The 13,997-nt window shown below is 69.8% G+C and carries 16 protein-coding genes; 6 read left to right on the top strand and 10 right to left on the bottom strand.

The features are described from left to right. Nucleotides 1-33 precede the first annotated feature (33 nt). Nucleotides 34-672: an O-methyltransferase gene (locus tag CQ042_RS09615; RefSeq protein WP_105670257.1), complete on the bottom strand. Its 639-nt coding sequence runs from the start codon at nucleotides 670-672 to the stop codon at nucleotides 34-36. Nucleotides 673-760: 88 nt separating this feature from the next. Here CQ042_RS09615 and CQ042_RS09610 point away from each other — a divergent pair, with 88 nt between their 5' ends. Together CQ042_RS09610 and CQ042_RS09605 are read left to right on the top strand one after the other, a co-directional pair. Next, the gene (locus CQ042_RS09610) at nucleotides 761-1,135 is read left to right on the top strand and encodes a twin-arginine translocase TatA/TatE family subunit (RefSeq protein WP_105670256.1); all 375 of its coding nucleotides are present in this window, start codon (nucleotides 761-763) and stop codon (nucleotides 1,133-1,135) included. Then, nucleotides 1,132-1,773 carry a hypothetical protein gene (locus CQ042_RS09605; RefSeq protein WP_105670255.1) on the top strand — a complete coding sequence of 214 codons (642 nt, stop codon included), beginning with the start codon at nucleotides 1,132-1,134 and terminating at the stop codon, nucleotides 1,771-1,773. The genes CQ042_RS09610 and CQ042_RS09605 overlap by 4 nt, the downstream gene beginning before the upstream one ends. Here CQ042_RS09605 and CQ042_RS09600 read toward each other — a convergent pair. From CQ042_RS09600 to CQ042_RS09585, 4 genes are read right to left on the bottom strand one after another with little or no spacing between them, the layout of a single operon-like run. Further along, the gene (locus tag CQ042_RS09600) at nucleotides 1,770-2,264 is read right to left on the bottom strand and encodes a YcxB family protein (protein WP_105670254.1); all 495 of its coding nucleotides are present in this window, start codon (nucleotides 2,262-2,264) and stop codon (nucleotides 1,770-1,772) included. The two genes, CQ042_RS09605 and CQ042_RS09600, sit on opposite strands and share 4 nt — an antisense overlap. Nucleotides 2,265-2,286: 22 nt before the next feature. Further along, nucleotides 2,287-3,411: an Mrp/NBP35 family ATP-binding protein gene (locus CQ042_RS09595; protein WP_181157517.1), complete on the bottom strand. Its 1,125-nt coding sequence runs from the start codon at nucleotides 3,409-3,411 to the stop codon at nucleotides 2,287-2,289. Next, nucleotides 3,408-3,920 (bottom strand): DUF1003 domain-containing protein, encoded by a 513-nt coding sequence (locus CQ042_RS09590; protein WP_105670252.1) that lies wholly within the window; start codon nucleotides 3,918-3,920, stop codon nucleotides 3,408-3,410. Before CQ042_RS09590 ends, CQ042_RS09595 begins: the two co-directional genes overlap by 4 nt. Continuing rightward, nucleotides 3,920-5,188, bottom strand: a complete 1,269-nt coding sequence (locus tag CQ042_RS09585) for a magnesium transporter MgtE N-terminal domain-containing protein (protein WP_105670251.1) — start codon at nucleotides 5,186-5,188, stop codon at nucleotides 3,920-3,922. Before CQ042_RS09585 ends, CQ042_RS09590 begins: the two co-directional genes overlap by 1 nt. Nucleotides 5,189-5,273: 85 nt before the next feature. Here CQ042_RS09585 and CQ042_RS09580 point away from each other — a divergent pair, with 85 nt between their 5' ends. Then, nucleotides 5,274-6,050, top strand: coding sequence for a general stress protein (locus CQ042_RS09580; protein ID WP_105670250.1), 777 nt, complete (start codon nucleotides 5,274-5,276; stop codon nucleotides 6,048-6,050). A gap of 25 nt (nucleotides 6,051-6,075) precedes the next feature. Then, nucleotides 6,076-6,726 (top strand): alpha/beta family hydrolase, encoded by a 651-nt coding sequence (locus CQ042_RS09575; protein ID WP_105670324.1) that lies wholly within the window; start codon nucleotides 6,076-6,078, stop codon nucleotides 6,724-6,726. Here the strand turns inward: CQ042_RS09575 and CQ042_RS09570 are convergent. From CQ042_RS09570 to CQ042_RS09560, 4 genes are read right to left on the bottom strand one after another with little or no spacing between them, the layout of a single operon-like run. Continuing rightward, nucleotides 6,723-7,628 (bottom strand): phosphotransferase, encoded by a 906-nt coding sequence (locus CQ042_RS09570; protein WP_105670249.1) that lies wholly within the window; start codon nucleotides 7,626-7,628, stop codon nucleotides 6,723-6,725. The two genes, CQ042_RS09575 and CQ042_RS09570, sit on opposite strands and share 4 nt — an antisense overlap. A 3-nt stretch (nucleotides 7,629-7,631) precedes the next feature. Next, nucleotides 7,632-7,790 (bottom strand): hypothetical protein, encoded by a 159-nt coding sequence (locus CQ042_RS20430; protein WP_181157516.1) that lies wholly within the window; start codon nucleotides 7,788-7,790, stop codon nucleotides 7,632-7,634. A 2-nt stretch (nucleotides 7,791-7,792) separates the two neighbouring features. Next, the gene (locus tag CQ042_RS09565) at nucleotides 7,793-9,214 is read right to left on the bottom strand and encodes an aminopeptidase P family protein (protein WP_105670248.1); all 1,422 of its coding nucleotides are present in this window, start codon (nucleotides 9,212-9,214) and stop codon (nucleotides 7,793-7,795) included. A gap of 38 nt (nucleotides 9,215-9,252) precedes the next feature. Next, a complete protein-coding gene (locus CQ042_RS09560) occupies nucleotides 9,253-10,275 on the bottom strand; it encodes an endonuclease/exonuclease/phosphatase family protein (protein ID WP_105670247.1) in 1,023 nt (340 codons plus the stop codon). Between the two features lie 100 nt (nucleotides 10,276-10,375). Between CQ042_RS09560 and CQ042_RS09555 the strand changes: the two genes are divergently transcribed. Together CQ042_RS09555 and CQ042_RS09550 are read left to right on the top strand one after the other, a co-directional pair. Then, nucleotides 10,376-11,248, top strand: a complete 873-nt coding sequence (locus CQ042_RS09555; protein WP_105670246.1) for a PHP domain-containing protein — start codon at nucleotides 10,376-10,378, stop codon at nucleotides 11,246-11,248. Nucleotides 11,249-11,311: 63 nt separating this feature from the next. Beyond that, on the top strand, nucleotides 11,312-12,232 hold the full coding sequence (locus CQ042_RS09550) for a DUF817 domain-containing protein (RefSeq protein WP_258132192.1): 921 nt from the start codon (nucleotides 11,312-11,314) through the stop codon (nucleotides 12,230-12,232). A gap of 100 nt (nucleotides 12,233-12,332) precedes the next feature. Here the strand turns inward: CQ042_RS09550 and CQ042_RS09545 are convergent, their stop codons facing one another. Further along, the gene (locus tag CQ042_RS09545; RefSeq protein WP_105670245.1) at nucleotides 12,333-13,853 is read right to left on the bottom strand and encodes a DEAD/DEAH box helicase; all 1,521 of its coding nucleotides are present in this window, start codon (nucleotides 13,851-13,853) and stop codon (nucleotides 12,333-12,335) included. Nucleotides 13,854-13,997 lie beyond the last annotated feature (144 nt).

Below are 13,997 nucleotides of genomic sequence, written 5' to 3'. Positions count from 1 at the left end.
TCTTCGGATCCACCGCCCTTTCTTCGGCTTCGGTCAGTCGCGCTCGGCGAGACTGATCAGCTGCAGCAGGCCTTCACCGGCGGGGGAGACGGTCGCCAGGACGGCGGACGATTCCTGCGTCTCCTGCACGAGCGAGCGGTAGGCGGCGGTGATCTCGTCGCGCTGCACCGGGTCGGCGACGCGGCCACCGGCGAGAACGCGGGGCACGAGCACCAACCCGCCGGTGCGGGCGAGACGCAGCCCGTGCTCGACGTATTCGATCACGTGCTCCGGGTCGGCATCCACGAGCACGATGTCGTAGGAGGCCTCGTTCATGCGCGGAAGCACGTCGATGGCACGCCCCGTGATGAATCGCGCCCTCGTGGACGGCACCTTCGCATCGGAGAACGCCTGTCGCGCCGCGGCGAGATGCTCGGGCTCGTTGTCGATCGACGTGAGCACGGCCTGTGGCGCGCCGCGCAGCAGCCAGAGGCCGGAGACGCCGGCCCCGGTCCCGATCTCGACGATCGAGCGTGCACCGGTCGCGGCGGCGAGCACCGCGATCTGCGAGCCCACGGCGGAACTGATCGGCATCGCGCCCAACTCGACGGCGTGCGCGCGGGCGCGGGTGATGGAGTCCGGCTCCACGATGGACTCGCGAAGGAAACGCGCGTTCGCGTCGTTCTCGCTCATAGCCTGTTCTCCCTGCCTGCCTGTGATTCCCTCCAGCGTATTCGCTTGCCGTGCGCAGGGACCGCAGGCGCGGCGGTAGCCTGTACAGATGACGTTCGGGCTCACCTTCGAGAAGCTGCTGCTGATCGGCCTCATCGCGGTCCTCATCATCGGTCCGGAACGTCTGCCGCGGGCCGCGGAGAGCTTTTCCCGCGTGGTTCGGAAGGCGGGGGAGTACCTCCGGGCGACCAAATCGCGCATGCGCGAGGAGATGGGCCCGGAGATCGACGACGTCGACTGGCGCAAGCTCGACCCGCGTCAGTACGATCCGCGGCGGATCATCCGCGATGCTCTGATGGAGGAACCGCAGCCCGCCACCCCGACGCAGGCACGCGAGACGATCGCCGAGCCGATCGCCCCCCGCGCTGTTCCGCAGGAGTTCAGCGCCACCAACCGGCCGCCGTTCGACCTCGAAGCGACGTGACGCGGGATCGCCTCGCCGATCGCGACGCCGCAGCCTTCTGGTTCTCCGCGCTCTGCGCCTGCGCGGGCATCCTGATCTGGACCCTGTGGGTGCTGCCCGTCTCGGCGTCCGTGGCGCAGGCCGATCCACAGCCGCTCGGGCGGACGGCGGAGATCGACCTCGGCGCGGGGGAGCGGATCGGTGTGTGGGGCGGAGGGATCTCCGCGATGCTCGGGACCATGGAGTGCGCGGTCATCGGGCCCGATGACATCGAGCTGCCGCAGCGCGGAGGGCCATCGCTCTCCTGGGACGACACTCTCTGGTGGATGACGCCGAGGCACGGGTTCGAGCAGCGCGCGCAGTTCACGTCGGTCGAGGCCGGCCTCCACACGGTGACGTGCACCGATGCACTCGACACGTACGACGGAGAGTTCCTCCTCGCCGGGGACGTGTTCGGCACGGGTTCCATCGGTCTCGGTCGCAACGGGGCGAGCGACTTCGCCGTCGGCACCCTCCTCGCCGTCGGTGCGGTGTTCTGCCCGCTGATCGTGGTGCTGGTGCCCGGTGTCATCGGCATCCGGCGCCTGGTGTCCAGACGACGGCGAGCACGGCGCGCCGGCGACGCCGACGCGCCGTGGACCTCGTCCCTCGAGGTCTAGGCGATCCGGGAGCGGAGCGTCGCGATGTCCTCGTCGGTGAGCAGGGCGCGGGGGATCGCGGTCGCGACCGATGCATCGCGCAGCTTGAGCAGCACCGCATCCCTGCCGACGCGCAGATGCTGGAAGGTGTCGTAGGCGATGTCGGAGCGGCGTCGTCCGCTCCCCATCTTCAGCGCGTCGTCCTCGAGGGAGACCCAGACCACGGTCTCGACGGGCATGGCGATGCGGACAGCGCGTCGAGCGGTCGACACCGACATCAGGACCGCGTAGAAGCCGAGGCCGATGATGACCGGCGGCATCCACCCCGCGCCGAACGGCGGTTCCTGGCCCGGGGCGAGGGGCGCGTTCAGGTTCAGGATGCTGAGGACCAGGGCGCCGGCGAGCGCCACCCACATGACGATGGCGAACGGCCGGGTCAGGGAGTAGATCGCCGCGTCCCGCGCCATCCGACGCAGCAGACTCTCATCGACGGTCAGGGATCGTGGGGGCACCGCACCATTGTCCCATGCGCGTTCAGCCGATCGACATCGGCAGCGATCTCCCGGAGAGCCCTCGGCCCTGCTGTGCCAGGGTGCGGGCGAGGTCGCGGATGGTCACCGCCGCGGCGTCCGTCGTCTCGCCGGATACGATGGGGGTGCCGGCGTCGCCCCCCTCGCGGAGCGCCGGGCTCAGGGGGATCGAAGCCAGCAGCGGTACCGTGGCCCCCGGTGCGGAAAGCGCCTCGGCGACCGCCGCTCCTCCGCCGGAGCCGAAGAGATCGATGACCGTGCCATCGGGGAGCGTGTACGCCGCCATGTTCTCGACGACGCCGATCACCCGCTGCCCGGTCTGCCTGGCGACGAGTCCGCTGCGGATCGCGACCTCCGCCGCGGCGGTCTGCGGGGTGGTCACGACGAGGACCTCGGCGTGCGGGAGGAGCTGGCCGATCGAGATCGCGATGTCGCCGGTTCCCGGGGGCATGTCGATGAGGAGCACATCGAGGTCTCCGAAGAACACGTCGGTGAGGAACTGCGACACCGTGCGGTGCAGCATAGGGCCGCGCCATGCCACGACGGACTCGCCGTCGCGGAGGAACATCCCGATCGAGATCGTCTTCACCCCGTGTGCCACCGGGGGCAGCATCAGGTCGTCGATGCGGGTCGGCTGTGTGCCGGCCGGGATGCCCAGGAGCCCGGGGATCGAGAATCCGTGCACGTCGGCGTCGACGAGTCCGACCGAGAGCCCCTGATCGGCGAGGGCGACGGCGAGGTTGGCGGTGACCGTCGATTTGCCGACGCCGCCCTTGCCGCTCGAGACGAGGATCACGCGGGTGAGGGAGTCGGGTCCGAACGGCATGTGCCGTGCCGGTCGCCCTGCCCGGAGCTTCTCCGTGAGGGCCTTGCGCTCCGTCGGAGTCATCACCCCGACCTCGACCTCGACGGAGGCGATGCCGGTGACGGCGGCCGCGGCATTCCGCACGTCCGACTCGATGCGGGCCGCCGCGGGGCAGCCGACGATCGTCAGGACGATGCCGACCCGCGCCCGGTCTCCCTCGACGCTGATCTCGCGGACCATGTCGAGGTCGCCGATGGGGCGACGCAGCTCGGGGTCGGTCACCGCCGAGACAGCGGATCGGACGCGGTCGGCTTCGACCGTCACGATGCGGCGTCCGGTCGCGACCTGTCCGGCGATTCCTCGAGCTCTGCGAGGAGGGCCTTCAGCTCCTGCCGCAGCACATCGCGGGTCACGGCCTGCGAGTTGCGCTCCTCGAGCGACATCCGCAGAGCCACGATCTCCCGGGCGAGGTACTCGGTGTCGGCGAGGTTGCGCTCGGCCCGTTGCCGGTCCTGCTCGATCTGCACCCGGTCGCGATCGTCCTGGCGGTTCTGCGCGAGCAGGATGAGCGGTGCGGCGTAGGAGGCCTGCAGCGAGAGCATGAGCGTCAGCGCCGTGAAGCCGAGGGCGGCGTCATCGAAGCGGAGCTCGTCGGGCATCAGGGTGTTCCAGACGATCCAGACCACGCAGAAGAGGCTGAGGATCACCAGGAACGCGGGGGTTCCCATGGCGCGAGCCACCCACTCCGTGAAGCGCCCGAAGCGGTCACGGGAGGTCGCCCTGGGCCGAGTCGTGGTGCGGCCTGGTGCGTCGAGGCGCGGCGAGCGGGGCATCAGCGCACCTCCTTCGCCGGTGATGCCGTGTCGTCGCTGTCGTGCGAGCGCCAGTCGTCGGGCAGGAGGTAGTCGAGCACGTCGTCGATGCTGATCGCTCCGACGAGGCGGTGGGCCGCATCGATCACCGGGAGGGACACCAGGTCGTAGCTCGCCAGGAGTCGTGCGACCTCGGCGGCGGACGCGGTGACGGGAACCGGCTCGAGGCTGTCGTCGAGGATCGCTCCGAGTCGCTCGTGCGGCGGGTAGCGCAGCATCCGCTGGAAGTGCACGAGGCCGAGCAGGCGTCCCGTCGGCGTCTCGAACGGCGGGAGGGTGACGAAGACCGCGGCGGCCAGCGCCGGATGCAGCTCGTGCCGACGGATCAGCGCCAGCGCCTCGGCGACGGTCGCATCGGCGGAGAGGATGATCGGCTCCGGCGTCATCAGACCGCCGGCGGTGTCCGGTCCGTAGCGCAGCAGCATCCTGACGTCTTCGGCCTCCTCCGGCTCCATCAGCTCGAGGAGCTGCTCCAGACGGTTCGGGGGCAGCTGGGCGAGCAGGTCGGCCGCGTCGTCCGGCTCCATCTGATCGAGGATGTCGGCTGCGCGCTCGTCGCCGAGGCGGTCGAGGATGTGCACCTGCTCGTCCTCGGGCATCTCCTCGAGGGCGTCGGCGAGACGATCGTCCGACAGCTCCTCGGCGACTTCGATCATGCGCTGCTGCGGAAGATCGAGCAGCGTGTTGGCGAGATCGGCGGCGTGCAGCTCGGAGTAGGAGGCGACGAGCTGCTCCGCCGACTGGGACTCGCCCGGTGCGCGCTGCTCGGCGACCTCGCTCCAGGCGGCGAAGGTCGTTGGCCCCTTCGCGAACGGGGAGGCGCTGGTCTTGGGGCGGCGCAGGAACAACTGGCTGATCGCCCACTCGCCCAGCCGGTTCGGTTCGATCGCGACGTCTTCGATGACGGCGGTGCCGCTGCCGTCGGCGAAGCTCACGCGTCGTCCGAGCATCTCGGCGAGCACGCGCACCTCACCGGCACGCGGGGAGAAACGCCGCACGTTGATCAGGCCCGTGGTGATGACCTGACCGGAGCGGATGGAGGTGACGCGTCCGATCGAGAGGAACACATGTCGTCGCCCCGGGATCTCCACGACGAGACCGATCACGCGGGGCGCCGCGGTACTTCGATACACGACGACGACATCCCGGACCTTGCCGAGCCGGTCGCCGACGGGATCGAAGACGGCGCACCCGGCCAGGCGCGCGGCGAAAACCCGTTGTGTGCTCACTTCTCCAGAGTAGTCGCCGCCTCCGACCGACGGCGGGATGGTCGCGCCTCAGGCGGTCCATCGGTGCGCGTGGAAGAATAGCCGGATGAGCATGCTGAACCGCCCCGCGAACGGCACGGACACCGGCGAGATCGTCGCCTCGATGCGCGACTACGAGAGCGCGCAGAAGACGGTGTCGAAGCTGATCGCCGGGGAGGTGCCGGCGCGCGACATCGCCATCGTCGGGCAGAGCGTCCGCACGGTCGAACGCGTGACCGGCAAGCTGGGCTACGCGTCCGCGGCACGCTCCGGCGCGATCAACGGGGTGCTGATCGGCCTGTTCCTCGGCGCGATCCTCGTGCTCGGCAATCCCGAGGTGCCCATCCAGCTGTTCGTGGGCTTCGTCTTCATCGGTGTCGCCGTCGGCATGATCCTGAGCCTCGTCACCTACGCGATCGTGCGTCGTCGTCGCGACTTCGCGAGCGTCACGCAGTTCGCCGCAGACCACTACGAGGTCACGGTGCAGGCGGCATCGCTCGCCAAGGCCCGTCAGGTGCTCGGCGCGGCTCGTGTCGCGCCCGTGCGGCCCCCGGTGAACCTCGACGAGCCGCCGCGGTACGGTGAGCGGATCGCCCCCGGTGCGCCGGCGCCCGAGCCCGCGGAGCCGGTGATCCCGCCGAGGCCGGCCGATCCCGTTCCGGAGCCCGAGGGTGGTGCGACTCCGGAGCCCGGTGCCGCGACGGAGCCCGGTGCGACGACGGAGCCCGGTGCCGCGACGGAGCCCGGTGCCACGACGGAGGTCCCGAGCGCGCCGTCACCGGAGACCCCTGCCGTACCGGATGCCGCTCCCGGCGACGAAGGTATCGCGGGCGGGCGCGCATGATCGTCGTCCCCTCGTCGATCGACTGATGGTCGAGATCCAGGTCGGACTGCCGACCGGCCCCACCGCGGTCTCGGCAGACTGGTCACCCGGCCGCAACGGCACGACGGTGATCGTCGCGCACGGTGCGGGCACCGGAAAGGACCACCCGTTCCTCACCGGCTTCACGGATGCTCTCGGTGGACTCGGCTTCTCCACCCTGCGGTTCAACTTCCCCTACGTCGAGCAGGGGCGGAGGATGCCGGGGCCGGCAGCCCACGCGATCATCACCTGGAACGCCGTCGTGGCGTTCGCGCGCGAGCAGGACGCCGCGGCCCGCGTGTGGGCGACCGGCAAGTCGTACGGCGGACGGATGGGATCGATGGCGGTCGCGGACGGTCTCGTGGTCGACGGCCTCGTCTATCTGGGTTATCCGCTGCATCCTCCCGGCAGGCCGGAGAAGCCCCGCGTCGAGCATCTGCCGGCGATCCGCGTCCCGCAGCTGTTCGTCGAGGGGACGAACGATCCGTTCATCCAGCCGATCTCGCAGTTCGAGGAGGCGGTGGCGTCGTGCCAGGATGCGCGGGTCGAATGGGTCGAGGGCGGCGGTCACACCTTCGAGGTGAAGGGCCGCAAGCGCCCCGTCGCAGAGATCGGTGCCTCCCTCGCGCCGATCGTCGCCGACTTCGTCCGTCGCTAGAGCAGGGCGGCCAGCCCCGGATCGGCGAGCAGCCGACGCACGGTCGACACGCCCAGCATGCTCATCGGGGGATTCGACTCCTCGTAGTACCAGCCGAGACCGATCGCCTGCTGGAACGCCCACGCCGCTCCCCGCGACCACTCGACGTCACCGGCGCCGACACCGTCGCGAAGCACCTGACGGGCGGGAGCGTCGAACAGGTGCCAGGCCGCGACGAGGTCGAGCGCCCTGTCCGCCGGTCCGAAGCCACCGCCGTCGAGGACGCCGGTGAGTCGGGTCACGCCGTCGCCGTCGCCGACGAGCAGATTGAACGGCGTGAGGTCACGGTGGCTCATCACCACCGGCCCTGCGGGAGGAAGCGCACGCAACTGCGCCCAGAGTCCCGCCACGCGTGGGGCATCCACCAGATGGCGGCTTCGCTCTATGCACTCCGTGACCCACTCGTCGTGATCGGCGAGGTCGCCTCCGCGTCCCCGACCGTCGAAGACCCGCCCGGCCGGGTCGACCGCACGCAGCGCTCGGATCAGCATCGCCAGGTCCTGCGCCAGCGACAGGGAGGTCGAATGCTCGTCGAAGTGCGCTGTCCTGCCGGGAATCCAGGTCTGCACGGACCAGGCCGACGGGAACGCGGCTCCGCCGGCGGCGATCCCGTACGACAGCGGCGCCGGGAACGGACAGGATGCCGCCAGGGCTGTCATCGCCTCGGCTTCCGCCGCCAGCTCCGCCGGGGTGACGGGGAAGAAGGGGAATCGGGCGACGAGGTCGTCGCCGACGCGGATGATCGAGTTCACCGTGCCGGTGGTGCTCACGCGGCGCAGCTCCCGCTCCTCGAGCTCAGGGAAGGATTCGGCGATCAACACCCGCGCGAGCGCGTCGTCGACCGTGATCTCGGCGTCGTGCATGCGTCAGAACGGCCGCGATCGTCCGGACTTCCCCTGGTCGACCCACCGGGTGTGCGACTTGAGGGCGAGCAGCACGGCGAAGTAGATCACGGCCCCGAGGAGGAGCGCGGCGACACCGTAGATCAGGATGAGGACGAAGAAGTTGACGAACCCGAACATCATCGTCAGCCCTGCAGGCGGGCGATCCAGGCCTCGACTTCGTCGGCCGTGCGCGGAATGTCCGCCGACAGGTTGACCGGGCCGTCCTCCGTCATCAGGATGTCGTCCTCGATGCGCACGCCGATCCCGCGGAGCTCCGCCGGCACGGTGAGATCGTCGATCTGGAAATAGAGTCCCGGCTCGATCGTGAAGACCATGCCTGGTGCGAGGATGCCGTCGTAGTACATCTCTCGACGGGCCTGCGCGCAGTCGTGCACGTCGATGCCGAGGTGATGCGAGGTCCCGTGCACCATGTAGCGGCGGTGCTGGCCGCCCTTGTCGGCATCCAGGGCCTCCTCGGCGGAGACCGGCAGGAGGCCCCATTCGGCCGTGCGCTCGGCGATGACCTTCATCGCGGCTCCGTGCACGTCGCGGAAGCGCACGCCCACCCGCGCTGCCGCGAACGCGGCGTCTGCAGCCTCGCGCACGGTCTCGTAGACCCGACGCTGCACGTCGGTGAAGGTGCCCGAGACAGGAAGCGTGCGGGTGATGTCGGCGGTGTACAGGCTGTCGGCCTCGACACCGGCATCCACCAGGATCAGGTCGCCGGGGACGACGGTGCCGTCGTTGCGCGTCCAGTGCAGATAGCAGGCGTGCGGGCCGGAGGCGGCGATCGTGTCGTAGCCCTCGCCGTTGCCGTCCTCGCGTGCGCGACGGTGGAAGACACCCTCCACCACGCGCTCGCCGCGGGCGTGGGCGGTCGCTGCCGGCAACTCGCGGATGATGTCGTCGAAGCCGTTCGCCGTGATCTCGACGGCACGACGCATCTCGGCGATCTCGAACTCGTCCTTGATGAGGCGCAGTTCCGAGACGAAGCGGGTGAGAGCGTCGTCTTCGTCGAGCACCAGCTCGCCCTCGACGGCCCCGAGCTCGTGCAGGTGCGCCGTCGCGATCTCGAGGTCGGCGGCGACACCCGCGAGAGACGGACGCGGGCCGATCCAGAACTCGCCGATCGTGGCGTCGGCGTAGAACTCGGTGGTCGTGCGGTCGGCGCGCTCACGGAAGAACAGTGTGACGTCATGCCCTGCGTCGGTCGGCGCGAAGACGAGCACCGAGTCGGGCTCGGCATCCGACGCCCACCCGGTGAGGTGCGCGAAGGCGGAGTGCGCGCGGAAGACGTAGTCGGTGTCGTTGCTGCGCTGCTTGAGCGAGCCGGCCGGGATCACGAGACGCTTGCCCGGGAACGCCGCGGAGACGGCGGCCCGTCGGACGGCGGCGTAGGCCGCCTGTGCGCGGGGAGCGGGAAGCGTCTCGGGACGTTCGGCCCAGCCCGTGGAGATGGTGTCGAGGAAGCCCTGGGGGAAGGGCTGCTTGCGGTTCGTCGTGCCGTTCTCGACAGCCGCTTCGACGGTGGGCTCTGCGATCGTGTCGCGCTCTCCTGTGCTCATCCCTCCAGTCTGTCATCTGGAGGATCGGTACGGGAGTTTCAGCCGACCGGCTCGAGCTGCACGATCAGTGCGCGATGGTCGCTTCCCCCGGCGTCATCCAGCACGACCGAGCCCGTCGGCTTCCAGTTCTGCGACGCCATGACGTGGTCGATCGGGGCGCCGGCCAGCGCGGGGAGTGAGCTCGGCCAGGTGCCGGTGAGTCCGTTGCCGGTCCGAGAGGCGACGTCACGGCAATAGCCGATGTCGCCGCCTTCCACGCCGAGAGAGGCCATGTGGTCGATCGTCGCGTTGAAGTCTCCGGCCAGGAGGAAATCGCCCTCCGGACACTGGTCGGCGATCCACTGCAGGTCGCTCCGCCACTGCTGCATCTCCTCCATGCGCGGGGCGACCGCGTGCACGGCGACGATCGTGGGGCCGGAGCCGTCGATCGGCATGAGCACGACGCTGGGCACCGAGCCGGTGTTGCTCGTCCCGTCCTTGGCCGACTCGATCACCGAGTACTCGCCGAGGTCCGGGGCGACCAGCACCGTGGTCTGCCAGGACTGGGGGCCGTCCTCCACGTCGGGACGGAACTGCACATGGTGCACCCACATCGGATGCCCCTGCTCGCGCAGCATGATCGCGATGCGCTCACCGACGGCCTCGGTGGTCTCGGGCAGTGCCACGACATCGGCGCCCTGATCGAGGATCTGCTGCGCGATCACCTCGGCGGGAACCGCTTCGCCCGCCGTGTTCCAGGTGAGCACCCGGAGGCTGCTCTCGGTCCGGTCGGGAAGCGCGGATTCTCCGAAACCCCGAGTGGCTCCGATCAGACCGGTCGCCCCGGCGCCGAGCAGCGCCACGATCAGGATGGAGGCGGCGAACCCCCGCAGCGGACGGGCGAACAGCAGCAGCAGCGCGAGCACCGCGACGACGAGGAAGCCGCCGAGCACGAGCCCGCGCGCCGACACGAGCTGGGCGAACGGGTACGTCTGCTCCAGACGGAAGAACTGCGGCCACACCACGATCGCGGTCGCGATCGCGAGCAGCACGGTGAAGAGGATCCCCAGGAGTCGAAACATCCCCTCCAGCCTAGAAGCGCCGCCTGTGAAGTCCCTGCCCCGACATCCGCTTCCGTGCGCCTGCGCGTCCGGGCCGGGTGGTGCTCGGTACGCTCGGAGGATGGCCACTTCGTCCCACGGGTTCGCCGGTCCCGCCGACCTGCACCTGCACTCCAACCATTCCGATGGCACGGAGTCGCCCGCCGAGGTGGTCGCCCAGGCGCATGCGCACGGGGTGCGCACGCTCGCCCTCACCGATCACGACCGCTCCACGGGGTGGGGCGAAGCCGGGGATGCGGCCGTCGCCCGCGGGATGACCTTCCTCCCGGGGATGGAGCTGTCGGCGAAGCACGAGTGGCGCAGTGTGCATGTGCTCGGCTATCTCTTCGATCCCGCGGACGCGGCCCTGCGCGCCGAGACCGATCGCATCCGCGGTGACCGGATCGGCCGCGCGGAGCGGATCGTCCGCAACATCGGACGCGACTACGACCTGCAGTGGGACGATGTCGTCGCGCAGACGACGCTCGATGCGACCGTCGGGCGCCCCCACATCGCCGACGCCCTCGTCGCGCGGGGCATCGTGCGGGATCGGACCGAGGCGTTCGACGGCATCCTGCATCCACGCGAGGGGTATTACGAGCCGCACTACGCACCGGATCCGCTGACAGCGGTGCGGTTGATCACCGAGGCCGGAGGAGTCGCGGTCATCGCCCACCCCGTCACGACGGGGCGCGACCGCATGATGCCCGTTTCCTTCATCGAGCGACTGATCGCGGCTGGCCTCGGCGGCTTCGAGATCGACCATCGTGAGAACACGGAGACGGGCAAGAGGATGCTGCGCGAGATCGCCGCGAAGCACGACCTCATCATCACCGGATCGAGCGACTACCACGGCACCGGGAAACCCAACCTCCCCGGCGAGAACACGACGTCGGAGGACATGGTGGCCAGGCTCATAGCACGCGGAACCGGCACGGCCCCGCGTTTTCCCTGATCCTCGGCATTCTGTCGGTCACCTCCCGGCGAGCTGTCGATCGGGACCGATACCGTCCGAGGCATGCAGCGAGCGACTTCTCTGGAGCGCCGCGTCGACGCGTGGGCGCATCGCCTCCTCCTCGGCGCTCCGGCGAACGGCATCCGTGCCGGCCTGATCGAGGTCACGGTGTTCGTCCTCAAGCAGGCGTGGGCGTGCATCTTCGGGGCGGCACTGCTGGTGGTGATCGTCGCGGCGCGCCTCTGGTACCCGGACGATGCGGCACTCGCCCGCAACGACGCGCTCACGATCACCGCCGTGCTCATCCAGATCGCGATGCTCGCGTTCCGGCTCGAGAGCGGACGCGAGCTGTGGGTCATCGTCCTCTTCCACATCACCGGCACGGTGATGGAGCTGTTCAAGACCGACGTCGGCTCGTGGGCGTACGCGGCGGACGGAATTCTGCGGATCGGGGGAGTGCCGCTCTTCAGCGGCTTCATGTACGCGGCCGTCGGCTCGTACATGGTCCGGGTCTACCGGCTGTTCGACCTCGGCTTCACGAGGTACCCGCGGCGCTGGATGACGGCGATCCTCGCAGGGGCGATCTATCTCAACTTCTTCGCGCACCACTGGTGGTGGGATGCCCGCTGGGTGCTGCTGGCCGGCGTCGTGCTGCTGTGGCTGCCGACGGTGATGCACGCGCGTGTCTGGCGCCGGACCATCAGACTGCCGTTGCTGGCGGTGTTCGCCGGAGTGGCGGTGTTCATCTACCTCGCGGAGAACATCGGCACGTGGGCGGGCGCATGGGCCTATCCCGATCAGGCGGAGGGCTGGCAGCCGGTCTCCCTCAGCAAGTTGAGCTCGTGGTTCCTGCTGATGATCATCTCGGTCGTGCTGGTCGCCTGGGTGTATCCGCCGCGGGTCCCGGCATCGCTGCTGCGGGAGTCCGCGGACGGCATGTCCGGCATCCGGGCGGTTCCTGGGGCGCGGACCGGAGCGGGATGAGGTCCCGTACCGCGTCGCGCCTCACCGACGGCACGGCGCCGACGACGAAGGGCGCGTGCCGCGGATCATTCTCCGCAGCACGCGCCCTCGGTCGTGGAAGTCAGGCCCCGGTGACGGGAGCTGCTCCGGCACCGGAGCCGCCGCGACGACGGCGACGGCGACGCGCCGGAGCAGGCTTGCCGTCGTGGTGCTCCTTACCGGCGCCGTCGTGCGTGCCGGCACCTTCGGCGCTGCGGTCGGCCGCGGGAGCGGACTGGCCCTCGCCGGACGCCGCCTCCGAAGCACCCTCGGTGAAGGTCGATCCGACAGGGGTGTTGCTGTTGCGGCGGCGACGGCGACGACGGGTGCCGCTCTCGTCGGTGCCCTCGGCGGCGGCATCCGCCGCGCGCTCGGGTCGACGGGTGCGCTCGGTCTTCACCGACTCGGTCTTCGGGGCCGACACCAGGCGGCCCTTCGTGCCCTGAGGGATGTCGAGGTCCTCGTACAGGTGCGGGCTCGACGAGTACGTCTCGACGGGCTCCGGCTGGCCGAACTCGAGGGCGCGGTTGATGAGCGCCCACTTGTGCAGGTCTTCCCAGTCGACGAACGTGACCGCGATGCCGGTCTTGCCCGCGCGGCCGGTACGACCCGCGCGGTGCAGATACGTCTTGTCCTCGTCGGGGATCGTGTGGTTGATGACGTGGGTGACGTCGTCGACGTCGATCCCTCGGGCGGCCACGTCGGTCGCCACCAGGACATCGCGCTTGCCGGCCTTGAACGCGGCCATCGAGCGCTCGCGCTGATCCTGGCCCATGTCGCCGTGCACGCCGCCGACGTTGAAGCCGCGGTCGCCCAGCTCGTCGACGAGTCGCTGCGCCGCACGCTTGGTGCGCGTGAAGATCACGGTCTTGCCGCGGCCCTCGGCCTGCAGGATGCGGGCGATCACCTCGTCCTTGTCCATCGAGTGCGCCCGGTACACGAGGTGCTTGATGTTCGCCTGCGTGAGCCCCTCGTCGGGGTCGTTCGCGCGGATGTGGATCGGGTTCGACATGAAGCGACGCGCCAGGGCGACGATCGGGCCGGGCATGGTGGCCGAGAACAGCTGCGTGTGGCGGACCGCGGGGACCTTCTGGAAGATCTTCTCGATGTCGGCGAGGAAGCCGAGGTCGAGCATCTTGTCGGCCTCGTCGAGCACGACCTCGGTCGCGTTGGAGAGGTCGAGCAGGCGCTGCCCGGCGAGGTCGATCAGGCGGCCGGGCGTCCCGACGACGATCTGCGCGCCGGCCTTGAGCTGGTCGATCTGACCCTCGTAGGCCTTGCCGCCGTAGATCGCGACGACGCTGGTGGAGCGGTTGCTGGTGAGTAGGTCGATGTCTTCGTAGACCTGCACCGCGAGCTCGCGGGTCGGCACGACGATGAGCGCCTTGACGCCGTGCGCCGGGTCCTTGCCGAGGCGCTGGACGACGGGGATGCCGAAGCCGAAGGTCTTTCCCGTTCCGGTCTTCGCCTGGCCGATGATGTCCTGGCCAGGGAGGCCGAGGGGGATGGTCTGCTCCTGGATCGGGAATGCGTCGACGATGCCCTTGGCGGCGAGCGCGTCGACGATGTCCTGATCGATGCCGAGATCGGCGAAAGTTGTCACTTTATTCAGATTGCCTGTCCGGCGACCCTGCGGGATCGCCTCGTAAACGGATCCACGCCGTCTCTTGTGCCACAGGCGCGGGGCCCCGCTCCGACGGCGGGGACACGCCCAGCCTACCCGAGGGGTGCCGCCGACCAGGAAGGG

The sequence above is a fragment of the Microbacterium sp. MYb62 genome, from assembly GCF_002979475.1.
Taxonomy (GTDB): Bacteria; Actinomycetota; Actinomycetes; order Actinomycetales; family Microbacteriaceae; genus Microbacterium.
The sequence above is the reverse complement of the archived record's forward strand: the minus strand, read 5'-3'. Positions and strand labels throughout refer to the sequence as shown.